Source organism: Streptomyces sp. NPDC051582 (genome assembly GCF_040681715.1).
Lineage (GTDB): Bacteria > Actinomycetota > Actinomycetes > Streptomycetales > Streptomycetaceae > Streptomyces.
In genome coordinates this window covers 335,486-359,353 of record NZ_JBFAZJ010000002.1, presented here as the reverse complement: position 1 = coordinate 359,353, position 23,868 = coordinate 335,486, and the positions used below count along the sequence as shown (strand labels likewise).

Sequence of the window (23,868 nt, the reverse complement as noted above, 5' to 3'; positions counted from 1 at the left end):
CGTACGGCCTGAATCGCGCCCTCCGGGCCAGGCTCCCCGGCGCGCCCTGACCTGGCAAGAGCCTCCTCTCGACGCCAAATGCCGCCCAGCTCACGTGACTTGGCGGCGCTGGCGGGAAGGGGCCGCAGCAGGAACCGCCGGTCGGCCAAATCATGCAAGCATGCTTGATTGTTTTGTGCGCGGCTGCCAGTCTTCCCCTCACGCCGAAAGGGGAGCCCGCCGTGCCCGATCCGTCAGCTGCCGCCGTCTTCGCCGTCTTCGCCGATCTGCGCGAGGAAGGCCTCGCGCTCGAAACCCTGGTACGGGACCTGCCCGACGCGGGCTGGGCCGAGCCCACCCCCGCGCCCGGCTGGACCGTCGCCCACCAGATCGCCCACCTGCACTGGACCGACCGGGCCGCGCTGATCTCCGTCACCGATCCGGAGGGCTTCACCGCCCTGGTCGAGGAGGCCGTCAAGTCCCCCGACTCGTTCGTGGACGAGGGCGCGGAGGAGGGCGCCGCGCTGGCGCCCGCCGAGCTGCTGGCCCGCTGGCGGGCCGGGCGCGACGCTCTCGACGCGGCGCTCGTCGCCGCCTCGCCCGACACCCGTTTCCCCTGGTACGGGCCGCCGATGAAGGCCGCCTCCATGGCCAGTGCCCGCCTCATGGAGACCTGGGCGCACGGCCAGGACGTCGCGGACGCCCTCGGCGCACGCCGTACCCCGACCGCGCGGCTGCGGCACGTGGCGCGGATCGGCGTACGGGCCCGCGACTACGCCTTCGCCGTACGGGGACTGCCCGCGCCCGCCGGGGAGTTCAGGGTGGAGCTCGCAGCGCCGGACGGCGGGGAGCCCTGGACCTACGGGCCGCCGGACGCGGCGGACCGGGTCACCGGGCCGGCGCTCGACTTCTGCCTCCTGGTGACCCAGCGGGCTCACCGCGCCGACCTGGACCTGACCGCGACCGGCCCGGGCGCCGACCGCTGGCTGGACATCGCCCAGGCCTTCGCGGGTCCGGCGGGCCCGGGCCGCGCCCCGGGGACGGCCCGATGAGCCGCGGCCTGCGGCCGTTGCGCGTCGGCAATGCCTCGGGGTTCTACGGGGACCGCTTCAGCGCCTTCGAGGAGATGCTGACCGGGGGCCCGCTGGACGTGCTGACCGGCGACTACCTCGCCGAGCTGACCATGCTGATCCTGGGCCGCGACCGGCTGAAGAGCCCGGAGCTCGGCTACGCGAAGACCTTCCTGCGCCAGCTGGAGCGGAGCCTGGGCCTCGCGCGGGAGCGGGGCGTGCGGATCGTCGCCAACGCGGGCGGCCTGAACCCGGCCGGACTGGCCGACGCGATCCGCGCGCTCGCCGCCGAGGCCGGGGTCCCGGTGTCGGTCGCCCATGTCGAGGGCGACGACCTGATGCCGTTCGCGGAGGGCGCGCTGACGGCCAACGCCTACCTCGGAGGGGCGGGCATCACGGCCTGCCTGCGGGCGGGCGCGGACGTGGTCGTCACGGGCAGGGTCACCGACGCGGCGTTGGTCAGCGGGGCGGCGTCCTGGTGGTTCGACTGGGCGCCGGACGACCACGACCGGCTGGCGGGGGCGGTGGTGGCCGGGCACGTCCTGGAGTGCGGAACCCAGTCCACCGGCGGCAACTACTCCTTCTTCACGGCGCACGACGTCCGCCGCCCCGGTTTCCCGCTGGCGGAGATCGCGCGGGACGGCTCGTCGGTGATCACGAAGCACCCCGGCACGGGCGGGATCGTCTCGGTGGGCACGGTCACGGCCCAACTCCTGTACGAGACCCAGGGCCCCCGCTACCTGGGCCCGGACGTGACGGCCCGCCTGGACACGGTCCGCCTCGCGCAGGCGGGCGCGGACCGGGTGGCCGTCACGGGCGTCGCCGGGGAACCCCCGCCCCCCACCCTCAAGGTGGGCGTGACCCGCATCGGGGGCTGGCGCAACGAGGTGGTCTTCGTCCTGACGGGCCTGGACATCGAGGAGAAGGCGGCGCTGGTCCAGGCCCAGTTGGCGGATGCGCTGTCCCAAGTGGCGACGGCGGACTGGACGCTGGCCCGTACGGACCACGAGGACGCGCGGACGGAGGAGACGGCGAGCGCGATGCTCCGCCTGGTGGTGCGCGACCCGTCTCCGGACCGGGTGGGCCGCACGCTCACCTCGGAGGCCGTCGAGCTGGCCCTGGCCAGCTACCCGGGCTTCCACGTGACGTCCCCGCCGGGCCCGGCCCAGCCGTACGGCGTCTTCACGTCCTCGACCGTCCCGTCGGCCACGGTCCCCCACGTGGCGGTCCTGCCGGACGGCACCCGACACCCGGTCCCCCCGGTCCCGGTCCGCCCGGTCCCGGTCCGCCCCGTCCCGGTCCGCCCGCTTCCCCCGCTCCAGGCCCGCCCGGACGCGCCGGGGAGCGGCGCCGGAACCCGCCCCGCGGCCCCGGCCGGGCCCGGTGCCGCAGGACCCACCGTCCGCGTGCCCCTCGGGCGGCTCGTCGGGGCCCGCAGCGGGGACAAGGGCGGCGACGCCAACATCGGGGTGTGGGTCGAGAGCGACGAGGCCTGGGAGTGGCTCCACACCACCCTCACCGTCGGGGAACTCCAGGCCCTGCTCCCCGAGACGGCGGGGCTGCCGGTCACCCGCCACCCCCTGCCCAACCTCCGCGCGCTCAACTTCACCATCGCGGGGATCCTCGGCGACGGCGTCGCCTCGGCCCACCGCTTCGACCCCCAGGCCAAGGCCCTCGGTGAATGGCTGCGCGCCCGGCACGTCGACGTCCCCGCCCGCCTCCTGCCGACGCACCTCCCGCTCACCCCGGAGGGAACCACCCCATGACCCGCCTCCCCACCACCGTCGACCCGCACGCCCCCGACCACCTCGCCCACCACGCGGCCGCCAGCGCCCGCCTCGCCGAGCTGGACGCCGAGCACGCCAAGGCCCTCCTCGGCGGCGGCGAGAAGTACACGGCCCGCCACAAGGACCGCGGCAAGCTGCTGGCTCGCGAGCGCATCGAGCTGCTCCTCGATCCGGACACCCCGTTCCTGGAGCTGTCCCCGCTCGCCGCCTGGGGCAGCGACTACCCCGTCGGCGCGTCCATGGTCACCGGCATCGGCACGGTCGAGGGCGTCGAATGCCTCGTCACCGCCAACGACCCCACCGTCCGCGGCGGCGCCTCCAACCCCTGGACCCTCAAGAAGGCGCTGCGGGCCAACGAGATCGCCCGGCAGAACCACCTGCCCTGCATCAGCCTCGTCGAGTCCGGCGGCGCCGATCTCCCCTCCCAGAAAGAGATCTTCATCCCGGGCGGCGCGATCTTCCGCGACCTGACCCGGCTCTCGGCCGCCGGCATCCCCACCGTCGCCGTCGTCTTCGGCAACTCCACCGCCGGAGGCGCGTACATCCCGGGCATGTCCGACCACACCATCATGATCAAGGACCGCTCCAAGGTGTTCCTCGGCGGTCCGCCGCTCGTCAAGATGGCCACCGGCGAGGAGAGCGACGACGAGTCCCTCGGCGGAGCCGACATGCACGCCCGCACCTCCGGACTCGCCGACTACTACGCCCTCGACGAGATCGACGCGATCCGCCAGGCCCGCCGCGTCGTCGCCCGCCTGAACCACCGCAAGCCGCACGCCGATCCACCGGCCGCCGAGGAGCCGAAGTACGACCCGGAAGAACTCCTCGGCATCGTCCCCGCGGACCTCAAGACCCCCTTCGACCCCCGCGAGGTCATCGCCCGCATCGTCGACGGATCCGACTTCGACGAGTTCAAGCCCCTCTACGGCACCAGCCTGGTCACCGGCTGGGCCACCCTCCACGGCTACCCGGTCGGCATCCTCGCCAACGCCCAGGGGGTGCTGTTCAGCGCCGAGTCGCAGAAGGCGGCCCAGTTCATCCAGCTCGCCAACCAGCGCGACATCCCGCTCCTGTTCCTCCACAACACCACCGGCTACATGGTCGGCAAGGAGTACGAACAGGGCGGCATCATCAAGCACGGCTCGATGATGATCAACGCGGTCTCCAACTCCCGCGTCCCGCACCTCTCCGTGCTCATCGGCGCCAGCTACGGGGCCGGCCACTACGGCATGTGCGGCCGCGCCTACGAGCCCCGCTTCCTCTTCGCCTGGCCCAGCGCCAAGTCGGCCGTGATGGGCCCGGCCCAGCTGGCCGGAGTGCTCTCCATCGTGGCCCGGCAGTCCGCCGCCGCGAAGGGACAGCCGTACGACGAGGAAGCCGACGCCGGGATGCGCGCGTTCGTGGAGGCGCAGATCGAGTCCGAGTCCCTGCCGATGTTCCTGTCCGGGCGGCTGTACGACGACGGGGTCATCGACCCGCGCGACACCCGTACCGTCCTCGGCCTGTGCCTGTCGGCCGTCCACAACGCCCCCGTCGAGGGCGCCCGCGGCGGCTTCGGCGTCTTCCGGATGTGAGCCCGCACATGACTCAGCAGCCCATCACCTGCCTCCTCGTCGCCAACCGGGGCGAGATCGCCGTACGGATCTTCCGTACCGCCCGCGCCCTGGGCCTGGCCACCGTCGCCGTCCACTCCGACCCGGACGCCGACGCCCTGCACGTGCGGGAGGCCGACGCGGCCGTGCGCCTGCCCGGCGCCGCCCCCGCCGACACCTACCTGCGCGGCGACCTCGTCATCAAGGCCGCCCTCGCCGCCGGCGCGGACGCCGTCCATCCCGGCTACGGGTTCCTCTCCGAGAACGCCGGCTTCGCCCGCGAGGTCGTCGCCGCCGGACTCACCTGGATCGGCCCGCCGCCCCAGGCCATCGAGGCCATGGCCTCCAAGACCCGGGCCAAGGAGCTGATGCGCGCCGCCGGGGTCCCGCTCCTGGACCCCGTGGACCCGGCGGCCGCCACCCCCGCCGATCTGCCCCTGCTCCTCAAGGCCGCCGCGGGCGGCGGGGGACGCGGCATGCGCGTCGTACGGGACCTCGACACCCTCAAGGAGTCCCTCGACGCCGCCTGCGCCGAAGCGTCCTCCGCCTTCGGCGACGGCGAGGTCTTCGCCGAGCCCTACGTCGAGCGCGGCCGCCACGTCGAGGTGCAGGTCCTCGCCGACTCCCACGGCACCGTCTGGGCCCTCGGCACCCGCGACTGCTCCCTCCAGCGGCGCCACCAGAAGGTCATCGAGGAGGCCCCGGCGCCCGGCCTGCCGGACGGTCTGCGCGAGAGCCTCCACGCGGCCGCCGTCGCCGCCGCCCGCGCGGTCTCCTACCAGGGCGCGGGCACCGTCGAGTTCCTCGTCACCGCCGACGGGCGCCCGTACTTCCTGGAGATGAACACCCGCCTCCAGGTGGAACACCCCGTGACCGAGGCCGTCTTCGGGCTCGACCTCGTCGCCCTGCAACTGCGCGTCGCCGAGGGCGCGGCCCTGCCGCTGACGCCCCCGGAGCCCGCCGGGCACGCCGTCGAGGCCCGCCTGTACGCCGAGGACCCGGCCCGGGACTGGCGCCCCCAGACCGGAGTCCTGCACACCCTGGCCGTCCCCGGTGCGGTCCGCGTGGACACCGGCTTCACCGACGGGGACACCGTCGGCATCCACTACGACCCGATGCTGGCCAAGGTCATCGCCCACGGCCCGACCCGGGCCGAGGCCGTCCGGGCACTGGCGGACGCCCTCGCGCGGGCCCGCGTGCACGGCCTGACCACCAACCGGGAGCTGCTCGTACGCTCCCTGCGGCACCCGGACTTCGCCGCCGGGCAGCTCGACACCGGGTTCTACGAGCGACACCTCGCCGCCCTCACCGAGCCCGCCCCGGACGCCGCCGCCCGGACCGCGCTGGCCGCCCTCGCCGGAGCGCTCGCCGAGGCGGCCCCGGCGCCCGGCGCGCCGCTGGCCCTGCGGCTCGGCGGCTGGCGCAACCTCCGCTCCCGGCCGCAGACCCGCCGCTACACCGTGGCCGGTGCCGAGCACGAGGTCCGGTACCACCCGGTGGACCCCGAGGAACACCCCGGTGTTCGCGTCCTGTCGGCCGAGCGCCACCAGGTCGCCCTCGAAGTCGAGGGGGTCCGGCGGGTGTTCCACGTGAAACACAATTCGAACAGGCCCGAGGTGTACGTGGATTCGCCGTTCACCGGCGCCCACACCCTCACCCCCGTCCCCCGGTTCGCCGATCCCCAGGACCGCACCGAACCCGGCTCCCTGCTCGCCCCCATGCCCGGCACCGTCGTCCGCGTCGCCGAGGGCCTCGCCGCCGGCGACGCCGTCACCGCCGGGCAGCCCCTGCTCTGGCTGGAGGCCATGAAGATGGAGCACCGCATCGTCTCGCCCGCCTCCGGCACGCTCACCGCGCTCCACGCCACCCTCGGCCACCAGGTCGAGTTCGGCGCCCTGCTCGCCGTAGTCCAGGAGGAAACGCCAGCATGAGCCCCGCCATCGGCACCACCGTCGAGACCGAAGAGCACAAGGCCCTGCGCGCCGCCGTCGCCGCACTCGGGAAGCGGTACGGACGCGAGTACCTCGCCCGCGTCGCCCGCGAGGGCGGCCACCCCGACGAGCTGTGGGCCGACGCCGCCAAGCTGGGCTACCTCGGGGTCAGCCTCCCCGAGGAGTACGGCGGCGGAGGCGGCGGCATCGCCGAACTCTCCATCGTCCTGGAGGAACTGGGCGCCGCGGGCTGCCCCCTGCTGATGATGGTCGTCTCGCCCGCCATCTGCGGCACGGTCATCTCCCGGTTCGGCACCGACGCCCAGAAGCGGGCCTGGCTGCCCGGCCTCGCCGACGGCAGCCGCACCATGGCCTTCGGCATCACCGAGCCCGACGCCGGCTCCAACTCCCACCGCATCACCACCACCGCCCGCCGCGACGGGGACACGTGGGTGCTGACCGGACGCAAGGTCTTCATCTCCGGCGTGGACATCGCCGACGCCACCCTCATCGTCGGACGCACCGAGGACGCCCGGACCGGAAGCCTCAAGCCCTGCCTGTTCATCGTCCCCCGCGACACCCCCGGCTTCTCCCGGTCCGTCATCGACATGGAACTCCAGGCGGCGGAGAAGCAGTTCGAACTGGTCCTGGACGAGGTACGGCTGCCCGCCGAGGCCCTCGTCGGCGACGAGGACGCGGGCCTGCTCCAGCTCTTCGCCGGGCTCAACCCCGAACGCATCATGACCGCCGCCTTCGCCATCGGGATGGGCCGCTACGCCCTGGCCAAGGCCGTCGACTACGCCAAGACCCGGCAGGTCTGGAAGGAGGCGATCGGCACCCACCAGGCCATCGCCCACCCCCTCGCCGCGGCCCACATCGACCTCGAACTCGCCCGCCTGATGATGCAGAAGGCCGCCCACCTCTACGACGCGGGCGACGACATGGGCGCCGGCGAGGCCGCGAACATGGCCAAGTACGCCGCCGCCGAGGCCTGCGTGAAGGCCGTGGACCAGTCCGTCCACACCCTGGGAGGCAACGGGCTCACCCGCGAATACGGACTCGCCGCCCTCATCACGGCCTCCCGGGTCTCCCGCATCGCCCCCGTCAGCCGCGAGATGATCCTGAACTTCGTCTCCCACCAGACCCTGGGCCTCCCCAAGTCTTACTAACCTGGGCGGCTGGAGCTCCCCGGGCCGCCCGGCACCGCCATCCGTCCCGTCGGGCACCGACACCCCGCTCGCCTGACCCGCACGACCTCCGGAGGACCCTGCATGACCCGCCCCGTCGGCGCCGCACGAGCGCTCGGCATCACCACCCTCACGCTCGACTCCCCGGCCAACCGCAACGCACTCTCCGCGGACCTCGTCGGCGAGCTGCGCGCGGCCCTCGCCGCCGCGGCGGCGGACCCCGGGACGCGGGCCGTCCTCCTCACCCACACCGGCAACACCTTCTGCGCGGGCGCCGACCTGAAGTCCCCCTGCGACCCCGCCGACTTCCTCGCCCTGCTCCGCGAGATCGCCGGGCTCCCCAAGCCGGTCGTGGCCCGCGTCACCGGCCACGTCCGGGCCGGCGGTCTCGGCCTCCTCGGCGCCTGCGACATCGCCGCCGCGGGTCCCGCCTCCACTTACGCCTTCACCGAGACCCACCTGGGCGTCGTCCCGGCCGTGATCTCCGCGCCGCTGCTCCCGCGCCTGGACCCGCGCGCCGCGGCCCGGTACTTCCTCACCGCCGAGGCCTTCGACGCCGCCGAAGCCGCCCGCATCGGCCTGCTCACCCTCACCGGCGAGGACGTGGACGAGATCCTCGCCCCCGTGCTCACGGGCCTGCGCAAGGCGGGCCCGCAGGCCCTCGCCGCCACCAAGGAACTGCTCACCGCCCCGGTACGGGCCGTCCTGGCGGCCGACGGCGGCGCACTCACCGCACTCTCCGCGCACCACTTCGGCTCGGCCGAGGCCCGCGAGGGCATCACCGCCCGCTTCGAACGCCGGGACCCGTCATGGGCCCTGTGACCGGCATCCAGCCGACCGGGGACGCCCGGCCCGCCGAGGAGGACCGGTCCGCACCCGACGCCCAGCCCGGCCCCAAGCAGGCCCGCAGCCGCGTCACCCGCCGCCACCTCCTGGAGGCGGCCGTCGCCTGCCTCGCCGAACAGGGCTGGGCCGGCTCCACCGTCGCCGTCGTCGCCGAACGCGCCGGCGTCTCGCGCGGCGCGGCCCAGTACCACTTCCCGACGCGCGAGGACCTCTTCACCGCTGCCGTCGCCTACGTCTCCGAGGAGCGGTACGCCGCCCTGCGCGACCTCTTCCAGGCCGGACCCGCCGCCCGCCCCGCCGTGGTCGAGGCCATCGTCGACCTCTACACCGGAGCCCTCTTCCGCGCGGCCCTCCAGCTGTGGGTCGCCGCCTCCAACGAGGAGCAGCTGCGCCCCCAGGTCACCGAACTGGAGGCCCGCGTGGGCCGCGAGACCCACCGCATCACGGTGGAGCTCCTCGGCGCGGACGAGTCCGTCCCCGGCGTACGCGAGACCGTGCAGGGCCTCCTCGACATGGCGCGCGGCCTCGGCCTGGCCAACGTCCTCACCGACGACACGGCCCGCCGGGCCCGCGTGGTCGCCCAGTGGTCCCGGATCCTGGACGCCGCCCTCGGCTGAAGCCGGGACTCCCCGCACGCACCGAGGGCGCCGCACCCCGTACTCGCACGGGAAGCGGCGCCCTGACCGGCGTACGCGGAGAACTCAGGCGGTGTCGGCGATGTCGGCGTAGCCCTCGATGTCGCGCGGGTCGCGCCGCCCGGGGCCGATGTAGCGCGCGGACGGCCGCACCAGGCGGCCCGTGCGCTTCTGCTCCAGGATGTGCGCCGACCAGCCGGCGGTCCGGGCGCAGGTGAACATGGACGTGAACATGTGCGCCGGGACCTCCGCGAAGTCCAGCATGATCGCTGCCCAGAACTCCACGTTCGTCGCGAGCACCCGGTCGGGGCGGCGCGCGTGCAGCTCCTCCAGCGCGGCCTTCTCCAGCGCGGCGGCCACCTCGTAGCGCGGCGCGTCCAGCTCCTTGGCCGTACGCCGCAGCACGCGGGCGCGCGGGTCCTCGGCCCGGTACACGCGGTGCCCGAAGCCCATCAGCCGCTCGCCCTTGTCCAGGGCCTTCTTCACGTACGCCACGGCGTCACCGGTGCGCTCGATCTCCTCGATCATGCCGAGGACGCGGGAGGGCGCACCGCCGTGCAGCGGCCCGGACATGGCGCCCACGGCGCCGGAGAGGGCGGCGGCCACGTCCGCGCCGGTCGAGGCGATCACGCGCGCGGTGAACGTGGAGGCGTTCATGCCGTGCTCGGCGGCCGAGGTCCAGTACGCGTCGACGGCCTTGACGTGCTTGGGGTCCGGCTCGCCCCGCCAGCGGATCATGAACCGCTCGACGACGGACTCGGCCTTGTCGATCTCGCTCTGCGGAACCATCGGCCGGCCCTGCCCGCGGGCGGACTGCGCGACGTACGACAGCGCCATCACGGCGGCGCGCGCGAGGTTGTCGCGGGCGGTCTTCTCGTCGATGTCGAGCAGGGGTTTCAGGCCCCACACGGGCGCGAGCATGGCGAGGGCGGACTGCACGTCGACGCGGATGTCGCCGGAGTGCACGGGGATCGGGAAGGGCTCGGCGGCGGGCAGACCGGGGTTGAACGCCCCGTCGACCAGCAGGCCCCAGACGTTGCCGAACGAGACGTGTCCGACGAGATCCTCGATGTCGACCCCGCGGTAGCGGAGCGATCCGCCTTCCTTGTCCGGTTCGGCGATCTCGGTCTCGAACGCGACGACCCCTTCGAGCCCGGGTACGAAGTCGGACATCAGGCGGCTCCTCAGATAGTGCGAACACGCGCGGCTCCCGGCGTGACTCGCGGTCCGGCGCGGTCATCCCCGTTGATGCCCGGCACGGCCGTCGGTCACCCGCGCGGGGACCTTCGGACCGGCCCCAAGATTTTGGCTGTTCCGGATGGCAGGCGGAAGCGTGACATACGGCACACTGCCGCGAGCGCTCCTGCGGCAGGATGGCATGCGTGACCGACCAGGACATTGACCCCGCCACGATGCGCAAGCAGTACCGCTCGGAGATCGTCTTCGAGGACGGACTCGCCGAGGACCCCATGCGGCAGTTCGCCGAGTGGTTCCAGCAGGCCGCGGACTCGCACCTCTTCGAACCCAACGCGATGGTCGTCTCCACCGCGACCCCCGACGGCCGCCCCAGTTCCCGCACGGTGCTGCTGAAGCAGTTCGACGAGCGGGGATTCGTCTTCTACACCAACTACGGCTCCCGCAAGGGCCGCGAGATCGACGCGAACCCGCACGTCGCCCTGCTCTTCCCCTGGCACCCCATCTCCCGCCAGGTCATCGTCACCGGCACGGCCTCGCGGATCGGCCGCGACGAGACGGCGGCCTACTTCCGCTCCCGCCCGCACGGCTCGCAGCTGGGCGCCTGGGCGAGCGAGCAGTCCCGGGTGATCGCCTCCCGCGCCGAGCTCGACCGGCGCTACACGGAGCTCGCGGAGCGCTACCCCGAGGGCGAGCAGGTCCCGGTCCCGCCCGAGTGGGGCGGCATCCGGGTCGTCCCCGACGGGATCGAGTTCTGGCAGGGCCACGAGAACCGCCTGCACGACCGGCTGCGCTACGTCCTGGAGGACGGGAAGTGGCGCCTGGAGCGCCTGTGCCCGTAGCCCGGTAGTGCCGTGGCGCCCGCCCGTCACCGGCGCCGACACGCAGACGACCCGCGAGCTCGGGTTTCTCTCCTGCAGTGAGAGAAGCCGGCCGGACGTACCGGCGAGCTCGCGGGTCGGGTGACTGCTTGGGATTGGCGCCTGGCTACCCGCCGGGCACCGCACTGGGTGCGTGCGACGACGGGCCCTTAGCCCGCAGCCACCTCACGCGTCCGGTTTCCGTACATTTCGGGAACCACCTCCCTTCTCGTGTGATGCAGAGCCTAGAACCGCTCCCCGAGGTCCTCAAGTGATTTATTTCGGGGCGATTCGGGGAATGCGATGTGGGCTGCGTCACGTTCCAGTTGAATGATCTGACGTGCCGCACACGCGAACACCTGCAGGGGGTGCCAGGTGAGTGCTTCCGGACGTGGTGAGACCACCGACGATCTGCTCGCAGCGCTGCTCGACGGGATGGACGCGGCCTTGTGCGCGTTCGACTCCGACGGCGTGATCACGCACTGGAACCGCGAGGCCGAGCGGATCCTGGGCTGGAGCGCCGCCGAGGCGGTCGGGCGCAAGGGCTTCGCCGGGTGGGCCGTGCGCGCCGCCGACGCGCAGGACGTGGAGGAGCGGCTCATGTCCGCCCAGGACGTGCCCGGGCGGCAGGTGCACGAGTTCGCGCTGCTGACCAAGGAGGGCGGGCGGGTGCTGGTACGGACCCAGTCCGCCGGCGTGCCCGGGGCGGACGGGAAGCCCGCCGGGGTGTACTGCGCCTTCAGCGAGGTGCACGCCCAGATCGACCTGGAGCGGTCCATCGCGCTCAGCGAGGCGCTGATGGACGACGCCTCGTGGGGCGTCGTCCTCGTCGACGTGGACCTGCGGCCCGCGGTGGTCAACGCGCACGCGGCCCGCGCCTTCGGCTCCGGGCGCACCGCGCTGCTCGGGAGGCCGCTGGGGGAGCTGCTGGCCCAGGGCGTCGAGGAGCTGGAGGGGGCCCTGCAGCACGTGCTCGCCGAGGGCTCCCCGCCGCCGGCGCCCACGGAGCTGTGGGTGTCGGTCCGTACGCCGGAGGGGGTGCGGCGCCGGTGCTGGCGGTCCGGGTTCCTGAGGCTGGGCTCCCCGCTGGCGGAGGAGCCGGTGCCGCTCGGTGTCGGCTGGCTGTTCCAGGACATCACCGAGGCGCGTCAGGCGGCGCTGGACACGGCGCAGCTGCGTTTCCGTGCCGGCCAGCTGCACCGCTCGGGCCGGGCGGCCGCCGAGTGCGAGGACCCGGCCGAGGCGGCCGCCGTACGGCTGGACTTCGCGCTCGCCGGCTTCGCGGAGCACGCGCTGCTCGACGTACTGGAGCGGTCGGGCGATCCGGACCGGCCCCGGCTCGTACGGATGGCGGCGTCGCCGCCGCTGCTGGCGGGCGCGGGGGCGATCGCGGCCCGCTACGCGCCCGGGCACCCGGCGCTCCAGGCGCTGGACCGGATCGGCTCGGTGCGTACGAGCGCTCCGCGCGGGGAGCCGGCCGGGGGCTGGGCGCGGGAGCGGCAGTGGCCCGAGGACGCGGCGCACGTGCTGTGCACCGTGCTGCGCAGCCGCGGGCGGACCGTGGGCGCTCTGACCTTCGTACGGGCCGCTTCGCGGGCGCCCTTCGAGCAGGCGGACGCGGCGTACGCGGAGGAAGTGGCGGCCCGGGTGGCGGCCGACCTCGATCTGGCGGCCTGCCCCGGGCGGCCCAAGGACGGGGAACCGCCCGCCCCCCAGCGGCCGTAGCGGCCGGCCCCGGAGGCGCAGGGGGCCCCGGCGGCCCGCCGCCCCGGGGGTCTCAGTGGCGGAAGAAGATCCGGTCGCCGTACTCCTTGAGGACGCGGCCGTTCCATTCGTGGCCGCCGTCCACGTTGCCCGAGCGCAGCAGCGGGGGCTCCAGGCCGCGGGCGGCGAGCTCGCCGGCGGCCGCCGCCATCACGGCCTGCATGATCGCGCTGGTCACGACGGTGGAGGCGGGGGCGAACGGCGCGTCGATGCCGTCCAGGCTCAGCTCGGCGTCGCCGACCGCGATCTTGCTGTCGAGGACGATGTCGCAGTGGTCCTTGAGGAAGGTTCCGGAGGCGTGCCGCGACTTGGTCCCCGTCGCGTACGCCACCGAGGTCACGCCGATGACCTTCAGGCCGATCGCGCGGGCGTTCATGGCCATCTCGACCGGCAGCGCGTTGCGCCCCGAGAGGGAGATGATCACGAGGACGTCCCCGTCGGTGGCCGGGCTGCTGTCGAGGACGGCCCCGGCGAGGCCGTCCACCCGCTCCAGGGCGCTGCCGAGGGTGGCCGGCATGACGTCGATCCCGACGGTGCCGGGGACGGCGAGGAAGTTCACCAGCGCGAGTCCGCCGGCCCGGTAGACCACGTCCTGCGCGGGGAGCGAGGAGTGCCCGGCGCCGAAGGCGAAGAGCCGGTTCCCGGCGGCGACGGCGTCCGCGATGACGGCGCCCGCCTCGGAGATGTGCGCGGACTCCTCGGTCCGCACCCGCTCCAGGAGCCCGATCGCTGCGTCGAGGAACTGACCGGCCAGCTTGCTCTCGCTCATACGCCGATGGCCCTTCCAGAGGTGGGGTTCGTCCGTGTCCGCCGCTCACCGTGCGGTCTGGACCAAGGGCGTGTCAATACGAACGTCAATCCCGGGGCCGGGGTGTCCGGGGATGTCCTGTGCGGGGCTTGACGTCCGGCACGGGACGGTTGTCGGCGCGATGCGTCAGAATTGGGTGCAGGGCCAGCGCACGATATCCGAGGGGCACGAATGTCCGGACTGATCGATACCACGGAGATGTATCTCCGCACCATCCTCGAACTGGAAGAGGAAGGCGTGGTCCCCATGCGCGCCCGCATCGCCGAGCGGCTCGATCAGAGCGGCCCGACGGTGAGCCAGACCGTGGCGCGCATGGAGCGCGACGGCCTGGTGGCCGTGGCGAGCGACCGCCACCTGGAGCTGACGGAGGAGGGGCGCCGGCTGGCGACGCGCGTGATGCGCAAGCACCGGCTCGCCGAATGCCTCCTCGTCGACGTCATCGGCCTGGAATGGGAGCAGGTGCACGCCGAGGCCTGCCGCTGGGAGCACGTGATGAGCGAGGCGGTGGAGCGGCGGGTGCTGGAGCTGCTGCGCCACCCGACCGAGTCGCCGTACGGGAACCCGATCCCGGGGCTGGAGGAGCTGGGCGAGAAGGCCGAGGCCGATCCGTTCCTGGAGGACGGCATGGTCAGCCTGTCGGAGCTCGACCCGGGCGCCGAGGGCAAGACGGTGGTCGTGCGCCGGATCGGGGAGCCGATCCAGACGGACGCCCAGCTGATGTACACGCTGCGGCGGGCGGGCGTGCAGCCCGGCTCGGTGGTCAGCGTGACCGAGTCGGCGGGCGGGGTGCTGGTCGGCAGCGGCGGCGAGGCCGCCGAACTGGATGCGGAGATCGCCTCGCACGTGTTCGTGGCCAAGCGCTGACGGCCCCTACTCGGGCGAGCACGCGGCACGGTCGGTGGCAGCGCTGCCGGTGGTGGGCGTGGGCGGTCCCGGCGCCTTGCGGCGCCGGGACCGGTCCTCCCCTTTGCTGACCCGGAGCCCCGAGCTCTCAAGGTCATCCCCTCGGACCGTCTTCCCCGAGCGGCCCGCCTCCCTGTTGAAAGGATCTCCATCGGCAGGGGCGGCCAATCCTTGAGCAAGGTCACTCGAAAGAGCGGTGTTGCAGGCGAGAACCCCGTTTTCGAATACGGGTTCGATAGTCTGGCCGCGAGCGAAGGGGGTGCATCTGCCGTGGTACAGCGCATCGATGTGACAGGGGCAGACGGTGTGCGCCTGGCCGCCTGGGAGTTCCGGGAATCACCCACGAGTGCGCCCCCGGATCCGGACGTGCCCCGGGTGCTGTTACTCCACGGTCTGATGGGCCGCGCCTTCCACTGGGCGGGCACCGCCCGCTGGCTCTCGGCGAACCGCCGCGTCATCGCCCTCGACCAGCGCGGCCACGGCCGGAGCGAGCGCCCCGCCGCCGGCCCGGGCGCCACGACCCCCCTGGGGCGCGACGCGTTCGTGGCCGATGCCGAGGCCGTCATCGAGCAGCTCGGCCTGGCCCCCGTGACCCTGGTCGGTCATTCCATGGGCGCCCTCACCGGCTGGCAGCTCGCCGCCCGCCGCCCCGACCTGGTCGAGGCCCTGGTGATCTGCGACATGCGCGCCTCCGCCCTCGGCCAGGCCTCCCAGGAGGAATGGGAGGAATGGTTCCGCCGCTGGCCCCTCCCCTTCCCCACCCAGGACGCCGCCCGCCGCTGGTTCGGCGAGGACGACCCCAGGGTGGAGCGTCCCGACCCCGGCCGCGGCGCCTTCTTCGCCGAGGTGATGCACCAGGCCACGGACGGCTGGCGCCCGTTGTTCTCCCGCCACCAGATGTTGACCGCCCGCGAGACCTGGGTCCACGACGCGCACTGGGAGGAGCTGGCCCAGGTCCGCTGCCCGGCCCTGGTCGTCCGAGGCCTCGACGGCGAACTGGGCCGCGCGGAGGCCCAGGAAATGGTCCGCGTCCTTCCGGCGGGCCGATACGCCGAGATCCCCGACGCCGGCCACTACCTCCACTACGACCAGCCGGCGGCCTGGCGCGCCGTTCTCGAACCCTTCCTGGACGAGATCAGAAGCGCCGCCCGCTGAGGAACCCGTGAGGGGCGGAACCGTGAAACGCGGGAGGGGGTGGCGGGCCGTAGCCCGTCACCCCCTCCCGAACGGAGTTCCGTACGCCCGTACGCTCAGCCGGCCGCTCAGCCCTTGCTGACCGCCACGAGGATCTCCGGCAGGGTCCTGGCCACCGTCGGGGCGGCCAGGCGCAGCCCAGCCCAGGCCGCGAACGTGCCCCAGACCACGCCCAGCGGCAGCACGATCCAGGTCAGCGACTGCTGGTCGGTCACGTTGAGGAAGATCGTCAGCGCGATCACCGGAGAGCAGATCACCGCCGACGTCAGCATGCCGCCGAAGATGCCGGCCCACGCGAGCCCGGCCTGGCCCGGCGCCACGTTCTTGAACGCGCCGTCCGTCGGGATCGAGTACGGGAACCGGGCCGAGGCCAGCGCGCCCGTGCACAGCATCGAGCCGAGCAGCGCCAGGGCCACGCCGAGGGCCGCCGGGTAGGCCCTCCAGTCGTGCACGAGCAACGCGGTGACCGTCGTCAGCACCACCGTGTACGGGACGGTCACCAGCGCCAGGGCGTACGCGCGGGCGCGCAGCTCCTCGAAAGCCTCCCGCGGGGTCGAGATGGTCTGCGCGACCATCCAGAACGCCGAGGTGTCCTGCCCGAACTGGTTGTACATCTGGATGCCGAGCATGCCCGCGCCGAAGCAGGCCAGGTACAGCGAGCCCGTGCCCTGGAGGGCGTTGAAGACCGGGACGATCACACCGACCGCCAGGGCCGTCACCCACGCCGACTTCGTCTTCGGGTCGCGCACCACGTAGCGCAGCGTGCGCTGCATGACCGCGCCCGCCCGCCCGCCCGGCAGGAACCCCCAGGCATCCGTGCCGCCCGCGGACTTCCCCGCCGCCGGCTTGGCCGCCGCGATCGTCGATCCGTCCGGGGTGACCATCAGCGAGGTCAGGCTCCGTTCCCAGAACCGCAGGAGCAGCATCAGGGCGAGGACGGTCACGGCGAGCTGGCCCGCCGCCACCCCGTACGCGCCCTCGCTCGCCGAGTCCACCATGCCGACGGCGCTCGCGGGCGGCAGCCACCGCACCACGGCCTCGGCCGGCTCCAACTGGGCCAGCCCGCCCGACTGGAACAGGCGCTGGCTCGCGAAGTTCGCCAGCTGCGCGCCGACCGCGATCACCAGACCGCTGAGCACCGCGAGGTCGCGCCCCTTGCGGCTGCTCAGCAGCCGTACGTTGGCCGTGGCCACCGAGCGGGCCAGCGCGACGCAGCCCAGCACCAGCAGCGGCACGGCCACCACGGCCGCCACGATGCCCGCCGCGCCCCGCGCGACGGCCACCACCGAGCCCACCGCGAGGCAGAGCGTGAACAGCGGGCCGATGCCGACCAGCGAGGAGGCCAGCAGGGCCCGTACCAGCGGCCGCGGCCGCAGCGGCAGCATGACGAGCCGGCTCGGATCGAGCGTCTCGTCCCCGCTGGGGAAGAACAGCGGCATGAAGCTCCAGCCCAGCGCCAGGATCGCCGCGAGCAGCACGACGACCGTGCCCGCGTGCGCGTTCCCGTGCAGTACGGCCAGGCCGAGCATCGCGAGGCAGGCCACCGCCAGCGACAGCGCCAGCGAGGTGAAGTAGGCGGCCTTGCGCTTCGACGAGCCCTTGAGCCCGTTGCGGATCAGCGAGAGCTTGAGGCGGACGAAGACCGGGGTCAGGTTCACCACGGGAGCGGCGGCCGGGGCCGCGGCCGCGGCGTGGCCGGCCGTCGGGGCGGGGGCGGACGCGGCGCTCATCGGGCGGCCTGCCCGCCGAGCCAGTCCAGGGAGTCGCCCGCGTCGCGCCCGCCCGCGCCGACCAGCTCCAGGAACGCGGCCTGCAGCGAGGGCGCGTCGCCCCGTACGTCGGCCAGCGGGCCCGCGGCGCGGATCCGGCCGGCGGCCATGACGGCGACCCAGTCGCACAGCGACTCGACCAGCTCCATCACGTGGGAGGAGAAGACGACCGTGGCGCCGGACGCCGTGTACCGCTCCAGCACCCCGCGGATGGTCTGCGCCGAGACCGGGTCCACGCCCTCGAACGGCTCGTCCAGGAAGAGCACTTCGGGGTTGTGCAGCAGGGCGGCGGCCAGGCCGATCTTCTTCCGCATGCCCGTCGAGTAGTCCACGACCAGCTTGTGCTGGGAGCCCGCGAGGTCGAGTACGTCCAGCAGCTGCGTGGCCCGCTTGTCGGTCTCCTCGCCCGGCAGCCCGCGCAGCCGGCCCATGTAGCCGAGCAGTTCGCGTCCCGACAGGCGCTCGAACAGCCGCAGGCCCTCGGGCAGTACACCGATCCGAGACTTCACCTCGACCGGGTCGCTCCACACGTCGTGTCCGGCGACGAGGACCCGCCCCATGTCGGGGCGCAGCAGCCCGGTCACCATCGAGAGCGTCGTCGTCTTGCCCGCGCCGTTCGGTCCGACCAGGCCGATGAACTGGCCCGCGGGCAGCTCCAGGTCGATCCCCGCGACCGCGACCTGCTCGCCGAAGCGCTTCCACAGGCCTTCGACCCGCACCGCCGCCCGTCCGGCGGGCGGCGCGGGTCGCGCGCCGTCCCGTCCGTCCGCCCCGCCCGTCGCAACTGCCTGGTCCGGCATGTGCGCCTGCCTCTCGTCCTGTTCCCCGTGGTCTTGCCCTCTCACCATAAGAGGGTGGGGAAAGGCCGGGCAGTTACTTATGTCATGAGTTTCCGGGCACGAACATCCCGGGTCTGACCTGCGATCTCGGTGATGCGGGTCAGGCGCCCCGCCGGTCCCGGTCCGCCGCGGCCTCGCGTCCGCAGGCGTACGCCAGCGCCGCGATCAGCTCCTCCGTGTCCGGCAGCCACCGGTTGGCCGGGGTGGGCCGGCGCGCCCACTGGACCGAGCCCCGGCCGCCGAAGCGGGTGGGCGGGGCGGCCACGTACTCGCCCTCGCCCCGCGCGGCCAGGTCGATCGAGGCGGGCGCCCAGCCCAGCTTGCGCACCAGGTCCGGCACCTTCGCCCCGGCGCCCGGCAGGACGAAGAACAGCATGCGGTGGTCGGGCGTCAGGGCGACCGGTCCGAGGGTGCGCTCCATCCGCTCCAGGCGCGCCAGCGCCAGGAACCCGGCGGAGTCCGGCACGTCCAGCGCGTCGAACGTGCGGCCCGTCGGCAGCAGGATCGAGGCCTCGGGCCGCTTCGCCCAGATCCGCCGCACCTGGACCGCGCTGCCCGTGGCCAGAGCCGCCCAGTCCTTCACCGTGGGGTGCGCGCCGGGCGCCGGGCAGTCCTGTGCCCCGCAGGAGCACACCTCCCGCCCGTCCGCGGACTCCAGCCAGGTGCCGGCGAAGACGTCCCAGTGCCGTTCTTCCGCGTACCGCACGGCATGGTCCAGCAGCTGCTCGCCGCGCTGCTTGGGGACGGGTGCGGTCTCCGTGACTCCGATGGTCTCTTCCACGCCCATCACAACTCTCGGGGTCACTCGGGGTTACGGGCGTAAACCGGCCGGTGGCCGGAGCATCGATCCTGCATGCGGGGCGCACTGGAGCACGCGCGGGGGCGCGTAGGAGGTCGGGGCGCCGGAGTTGGGTAGCGACACGACGCAGAGCGGATGATTCTCCGCAACTCAGGCGGGAAGTGATCATTCCAACGATCACCCGCGGCTACTGGGGGTTTTCATGGCAGCCAGGCCTCTCGTCGCGCGCCAGCCGAATGAACGGCTTCAGGCGCTCATCCAGGAAGCCGGGTGCTCGAACGCCGGGCTCGCCCGGCGCGTCAACATGTGCGGGGCCGAACACGGCCTCGATCTCCGCTACGACAAGACGTCCGTGGCCCGGTGGCTGCGCGGTCAGCAGCCGCGCGGCCGGGCGCCGGGCATCATCGCCGAGGCGCTGGGGCGCAAACTCGGCCGGACCGTCACCATCGACGAGATCGGAATGGCCAACGGCAAGAACCTCGCCTCCGGCATCGGCCTGCAGTTCTCTCCGACCGTCGTCGGCGCCATCGAGCAGGTCAGCGAGTTGTGGCGGAGCGACGTGGGCCGCCGCGACTTCCTGTCGGGCTCCAGCGTGGCCGCCTCGGCGCTGGTCGAGCCGAGCCGCGACTGGCTGATCACCGGCGCCGACGCGCAGGTGGCGCGCAGCGGCGGCTCGCGCGTCGGGATGCCGGACGTGGAGGCGGTGCGGGCGACCACCGACGCCCTCAAGGACCTCGACCACCGCTTCGGCAGCGGGCACGTGCGCCCGGTGGTGGTGCACTACCTCAACTCGGTGGTGTCCGGGCTGATCGGCGGTTCCTACCGGGAGCCGGTCGGGCGGGCGCTGTTCGCCGCGGTGGCAAGACTGACCGAGCTGGCCGGGTACATGGCGGTGGACACCGGCCAGCCGGGTCTGGCGCAGCGCTACTACATCCAGGCGCTGCGGCTGGCGCAGGCGGCCGGGGACCGGGCGTACGGGGGCTACGTGCTCGCCGCGTCCATGAGCCACCTCGCGGCGGAGCTGGGCAATCCGCGGGAGATCGCGCAGCTGGCGCGGGCCGCGCAGGAGGGGACCCGCGGGCAGGTCACGCCGCGGGTGGAGGCGATGTTCTACGCCGCCGAGGCGCGCGGGCACGCGCTGCTGGGCGACACCCGGGCCACGGCGGTGCTGTCCTCGCGGGCGGTGACGGCGCTGGAGCGGGCGGAGCCGGAGTCGGGCGACGACCCGGTGTGGATCCGGCACTTCGACGCGGCGTACCTCGCGGACGAGCTGGCGCACTGCCACCGGGACCTGGGCCAGGCGGACGCGGCGGCCCGGCAGGCGCAGGAGGCGCTGCGGGGCCTTCCGGCGGGCAAGGAGCGGCGCCGGGCGATCGGGCTGCTGCTGCTGGCGGCGGCACAGGTGCAGCAGCGTGAGGTGGAGCAGGCGTGCCAGACGGCCGCGAAGGCGGCCGAGCTGCTGTCGGGGCTCCGCTCGAACCGCGGCGCGGAGTACCTGGACGACTTCCGGACCCGGCTCGCCCCGTACCGGGACGAGCCGTCGGCGCGCGAATTCACCGCGCGGCTGGAGGTGGTGGCGTAGGGGATGCTCCACGAGAGCACACGGGGGGCCTCCGGTGGCGGGGGCTGACCGGGTAGCGTGAGCCGACGGTTCGGAATACCGGAGCAGTCGGCGAAGGAGTCCCGGTGACGGAGAGCGGACAGGGCGGCAGCCCGCAGGCGGGCACGCCGTGGGACCCCGACCCGGCGTACCCGCAGCCCGGGTACGGCTACCCGCCGCCGGCGCAGCCCGAGCCGGGCCGGCCGGCGTACGGCTACCCGCCGGCGGCCGGCCAGGCCCAGCCGGGACAGCCGCAGCCGCAGCCGCTGGGCCCGGAGCCGTCGGGCTCGCCCGCGTACGCCCGGCCGCCCGTGTCGGGGCAGGCCCCGGCCGGGCACGTGGTGGGGCCGGGCTACGAGGGGCCGGGGGAGCCGCACGGGTACGGCTACCCGCCGCTGCCCGAGGCGGTCACCCAGTACATCCCGCCGGTCCCTGCCGGGCCCGGGCCCGGTGAGGCGGCGGCCCCCTACCCGCCGGGATTCGGCGTCTCCGCGCACGACGAGGGCGCCACGCAGTACATCCCGCCGGTGCCGTCCGGCGCCGCGCACGACGAAGCGGCCACGCAGTACATCCCGCCGGTCCCGTCCGGCACAGCGCACGACGAGGGCGCGACGCAGTACATCCCGCCGGTGCCGTCCGGCGCCGCGCACGACGAAGCGGCCACGCAGTACATCCCGCCGGTACCGGGCGGGGCGGGGCCGGGCGAGGCGGCCACGCAGTACATTCCGCCCATCGCCGACGGGTTCGACGCGCTGTTCCGCGAGGAGGGCGCCGACGCCGGGCACACGCGGCAGATGCCGCCCGTGCAGGAGCCGGTGCTGCGCCCGCAGCCTCCGCGGGGGTATCCGCCGCGCGGGCAGCGGCCCGTACCGCCGCAGGCCCAGCAGTTTCACCAGCCCCCACAGCACCAGCAGCACCAGCAGCATCCGCAGTACGCCCCGCCCCCGCCCCCGCCCCCGCCCCCGTCCCCGGCGCAGCCGGAGGCCGGCCGCCGCGTGCCGGCCTGGGTGATCGCCGCCGTCGTCATCGGCCTGGCCGTCGTCGGGCTCGGCGTCGGCGCGCTGCTCAGCGACGGCAAGAAGCAGAACAACGACCCCGCGGCGGCGGCCGCGCCCCCCAGTGCCGGAAGCTCGGCCGCGGCGGCCGGCGAGGCGCCCGTGGACCCGGCCCGCTCCCAGGCCGTCCAGCTGGACAAGGTCCTCGCGGACAGCAACGACAGCCGCGCCGCCGTGATCCGCTCCGTCGACGACATCAAGGGCTGCCGCAACCTCGGCCAGGCGGCCGCCGACCTGCGCGACGCCGCCCGCCAGCGCGAGGAGCTCGTCACCCGGCTCCAGGACCTGAAGATGGACCAGCTCCCCGACAACGCGAAGCTGGCCGCCGCGCTCACCAAGGCCTGGCAGTCCTCCGCGTCCGCCGACAACAGCTACGCGGCCTGGGCGGACGACACCGCCGCCGACAAGAAGGGCTGCAAGGACGGGCAGGCCAAGAGCACCGGCAACGCCGGCGAGGGCAACAAGGCGAGCGGCGAGGCGACCAGGGCGAAGGAGTCGGCCGCGACCATGTGGAACGCGATCGCGGCCAAGTACGGCCTCACCAAGCGGGACAAGTCCCAGCTCTGACCGCAGGACGGACCGCTACGCCGCGCGGGGCGCCTGCTCCAGGGTCTCCGTCATGTCCATCGACGGCTCGCCGCCCTGCTGGGCGACGAGCCGGCCCGCCTGGACGACCTGGAAGTTGACCCGCCCGTTCACCATGCGCGGGAAGCCGGAGACGGCGCGCATGTCCTTGTAGCGCCAGCTCAGGTCAGGGGTCAGCCCGCCGGTCTTGACGGGTTCCCCCTGGTTCAGCGTGCGCGCCACCTTGCGCGCGGTGATGTCCTCGTCGGACTTGAACCGCTTCAGGGTCTCGCTGAGCACGGTGTACGCGATCCAGGTGGTCTGCGTCCCGCTGTCGTCCGCGTCGACGGCGCTGTTGCCGAAGGCGTGCTCGGCGATCACCTTCCGCATCGGTTCCCACAGCGCGTCCGTGGACACCGGGTACCAGCTGGTGACGTACGCGCCCTCGAAGGGGCTCTCCTTGCCGCCGGTGCGGTCGACCACGGCCTGGCTGACGCTGCCGAGGACCGAGGAGATCTGCGGGTTCTTGTGCTTGGCGTCCTCGCGCCGGAACGCGTCGAAGAACGTCTCGGTGCGCTCGCCGAGGACGGCGCTCACGCAGCCGCGGTCCTTGCCGCCGGAGGAGTTGGCCAGTGCCTCGCGGGCCTGCGCGATGTAGTCCGCGGAGTCCTCGGCGGCCCGGATGTCGTCGGCTTCGGGCGCCTTGTTGAGCTTCAGCCCGGCGTTGAGCAGGATCGGCATGGAGTCGCCCGCGAGGGTGTCGGGGCGGACGATGGCCACCTGGCTGCAGGCCTTGCCCAGCTGCTGTCCGGCGCCGGCGAGGAGCGCGGGCTGGCCCCCGTTGACCGGGTAGGACAGGGTGCTCTGGAACTCCTCGGAGGAGACCCCGTAGCCGCCGATGAAGGGGATGCCCTCGGCTTCCAGCGGGGCCATGAACGCGCGTCCGTGCTGGCTGTAGGAGCCGACGACGGCGACGGCCTTCTCGTCGATGGCCTTGCGGGCGCAGTCGGCGGCGCCGGTCGGGGTGTTCTTCTCGTTGCAGGTCAGAACACGTAGTTTGTGGCCGTTTATCCCGCCCTTGGAATTGACCCAGGCCTCATAGGCCTTGGCCATTCCAGGCATTCCCGGCATGTTGGTCGCGTTGGTGTCCTGCGGCGCGAACGTCATGACCGTGATGGTCGCCCCGGAGCCCCCCGAGCCCCCGGGGAGCACCCCGCATCCCGAGACGAGACACGCTCCCATCGCCGTTGCCGCCAAGGTGCGGGTCAGTGGAGCCGTGCGTCGCCATTCGGTCATGTCCACGCACACTTCCGCCCCGTGGGTAACTGGAGAGTGAGATGGACACAACAGGGGGTGACGTGAAGGTGAATTGCGGGGGAGGTGCTGCGCACAGGTGCTTCAAGATCGCGCAAGCCGTGAACGTAACATCGCAAGCGTGACATTCGCCCAAGGTTCGAAGAACCCTTCCCGCCGAGGTGGCCGCTCCTCCACC

General features: G+C 73.6%; 19 protein-coding genes. 13 read left to right on the top strand and 6 right to left on the bottom strand.

The window, feature by feature from the left end; translation table 11 throughout:
• The first annotated feature begins 221 nt into the window (after positions 1-221).
• From AB0M92_RS04760 to AB0M92_RS04730, 7 genes are all read left to right on the top strand, one after another.
• Complete coding sequence (locus AB0M92_RS04760) at positions 222-1,031, top strand: TIGR03084 family metal-binding protein (protein ID WP_366100643.1); 810 nt, start codon at positions 222-224, stop codon at positions 1,029-1,031.
• Positions 1,028-2,815 carry an acyclic terpene utilization AtuA family protein gene (locus AB0M92_RS04755; RefSeq protein ID WP_366100642.1) on the top strand — a complete coding sequence of 596 codons (1,788 nt, stop codon included), beginning with the start codon at positions 1,028-1,030 and terminating at the stop codon, positions 2,813-2,815. Before AB0M92_RS04760 ends, AB0M92_RS04755 begins: the two co-directional genes overlap by 4 nt.
• Entirely contained in the window at positions 2,812-4,410 is a 1,599-nt protein-coding gene (locus AB0M92_RS04750) for a carboxyl transferase domain-containing protein (protein WP_366100641.1), read from the top strand. Before AB0M92_RS04755 ends, AB0M92_RS04750 begins: the two co-directional genes overlap by 4 nt.
• 8 nt (positions 4,411-4,418) lie before the next feature.
• On the top strand, positions 4,419-6,359 hold the full coding sequence (locus tag AB0M92_RS04745; RefSeq protein WP_366100640.1) for a biotin carboxylase N-terminal domain-containing protein: 1,941 nt from the start codon (positions 4,419-4,421) through the stop codon (positions 6,357-6,359).
• Positions 6,356-7,528, top strand: a complete 1,173-nt coding sequence (locus AB0M92_RS04740; protein ID WP_366100639.1) for an acyl-CoA dehydrogenase family protein — start codon at positions 6,356-6,358, stop codon at positions 7,526-7,528. Before AB0M92_RS04745 ends, AB0M92_RS04740 begins: the two co-directional genes overlap by 4 nt.
• Before the next feature lie 102 nt (positions 7,529-7,630).
• On the top strand, positions 7,631-8,368 hold the full coding sequence (locus AB0M92_RS04735) for an enoyl-CoA hydratase family protein (protein ID WP_366100638.1): 738 nt from the start codon (positions 7,631-7,633) through the stop codon (positions 8,366-8,368).
• The gene (locus AB0M92_RS04730; protein WP_366100637.1) at positions 8,356-9,009 is read left to right on the top strand and encodes a TetR/AcrR family transcriptional regulator; all 654 of its coding nucleotides are present in this window, start codon (positions 8,356-8,358) and stop codon (positions 9,007-9,009) included. Before AB0M92_RS04735 ends, AB0M92_RS04730 begins: the two co-directional genes overlap by 13 nt.
• An 84-nt stretch (positions 9,010-9,093) precedes the next feature.
• Here the strand turns inward: AB0M92_RS04730 and AB0M92_RS04725 are convergent, their stop codons facing one another.
• Entirely contained in the window at positions 9,094-10,200 is a 1,107-nt protein-coding gene (locus AB0M92_RS04725) for a citrate synthase 2 (RefSeq protein WP_366100636.1), read from the bottom strand.
• A 200-nt stretch (positions 10,201-10,400) separates the two neighbouring features.
• Between AB0M92_RS04725 and pdxH the strand changes: the two genes are divergently transcribed.
• Together pdxH and AB0M92_RS04715 are read left to right on the top strand one after the other, a co-directional pair.
• Positions 10,401-11,063 (top strand): pyridoxamine 5'-phosphate oxidase, encoded by a 663-nt coding sequence (gene pdxH / locus AB0M92_RS04720; protein ID WP_366100635.1) that lies wholly within the window; start codon positions 10,401-10,403, stop codon positions 11,061-11,063.
• Positions 11,064-11,456: 393 nt separating this feature from the next.
• Positions 11,457-12,806 carry a PAS domain-containing protein gene (locus AB0M92_RS04715; RefSeq protein ID WP_366100634.1) on the top strand — a complete coding sequence of 450 codons (1,350 nt, stop codon included), beginning with the start codon at positions 11,457-11,459 and terminating at the stop codon, positions 12,804-12,806.
• A gap of 52 nt (positions 12,807-12,858) precedes the next feature.
• Here AB0M92_RS04715 and AB0M92_RS04710 read toward each other — a convergent pair whose 3' ends face one another.
• Positions 12,859-13,614, bottom strand: a complete 756-nt coding sequence (locus AB0M92_RS04710; protein WP_366100633.1) for an SIS domain-containing protein — start codon at positions 13,612-13,614, stop codon at positions 12,859-12,861.
• A 210-nt stretch (positions 13,615-13,824) separates the two neighbouring features.
• Between AB0M92_RS04710 and AB0M92_RS04705 the strand changes: the two genes are divergently transcribed.
• Together AB0M92_RS04705 and AB0M92_RS04700 are read left to right on the top strand one after the other, a co-directional pair.
• Positions 13,825-14,517: a metal-dependent transcriptional regulator gene (locus AB0M92_RS04705; RefSeq protein WP_366100632.1), complete on the top strand. Its 693-nt coding sequence runs from the start codon at positions 13,825-13,827 to the stop codon at positions 14,515-14,517.
• Between the two features lie 309 nt (positions 14,518-14,826).
• Positions 14,827-15,711 carry an alpha/beta hydrolase gene (locus AB0M92_RS04700; RefSeq protein WP_366100631.1) on the top strand — a complete coding sequence of 295 codons (885 nt, stop codon included), beginning with the start codon at positions 14,827-14,829 and terminating at the stop codon, positions 15,709-15,711.
• Between the two features lie 107 nt (positions 15,712-15,818).
• On the opposite strand, the gene AB0M92_RS04695 is transcribed toward AB0M92_RS04700, so the two are convergent.
• From AB0M92_RS04695 to AB0M92_RS04685, 3 genes are all read right to left on the bottom strand, one after another.
• Entirely contained in the window at positions 15,819-17,480 is a 1,662-nt protein-coding gene (locus AB0M92_RS04695) for a transporter (RefSeq protein WP_366100630.1), read from the bottom strand.
• Positions 17,477-18,319 carry an ABC transporter ATP-binding protein gene (locus AB0M92_RS04690; RefSeq protein WP_366100629.1) on the bottom strand — a complete coding sequence of 281 codons (843 nt, stop codon included), beginning with the start codon at positions 18,317-18,319 and terminating at the stop codon, positions 17,477-17,479. The genes AB0M92_RS04695 and AB0M92_RS04690 overlap by 4 nt, the downstream gene beginning before the upstream one ends.
• Before the next feature lie 139 nt (positions 18,320-18,458).
• A complete protein-coding gene (locus AB0M92_RS04685) occupies positions 18,459-19,139 on the bottom strand; it encodes a bifunctional DNA primase/polymerase (RefSeq protein ID WP_366100628.1) in 681 nt (226 codons plus the stop codon).
• A gap of 220 nt (positions 19,140-19,359) precedes the next feature.
• Between AB0M92_RS04685 and AB0M92_RS04680 the strand changes: the two genes are divergently transcribed.
• Together AB0M92_RS04680 and AB0M92_RS04675 are read left to right on the top strand one after the other, a co-directional pair.
• Positions 19,360-20,739, top strand: a complete 1,380-nt coding sequence (locus AB0M92_RS04680; protein WP_366100627.1) for a transcriptional regulator — start codon at positions 19,360-19,362, stop codon at positions 20,737-20,739.
• 104 nt (positions 20,740-20,843) lie between these two features.
• A complete protein-coding gene (locus AB0M92_RS04675; RefSeq protein ID WP_366100626.1) occupies positions 20,844-22,379 on the top strand; it encodes a hypothetical protein in 1,536 nt (511 codons plus the stop codon).
• Between the two features lie 15 nt (positions 22,380-22,394).
• On the opposite strand, the gene AB0M92_RS04670 is transcribed toward AB0M92_RS04675, so the two are convergent.
• Positions 22,395-23,543, bottom strand: coding sequence for an ABC transporter substrate-binding protein (locus AB0M92_RS04670; RefSeq protein ID WP_366100625.1), 1,149 nt, complete (start codon positions 23,541-23,543; stop codon positions 22,395-22,397).
• Positions 23,544-23,868: the final 325 nt, after the last annotated feature.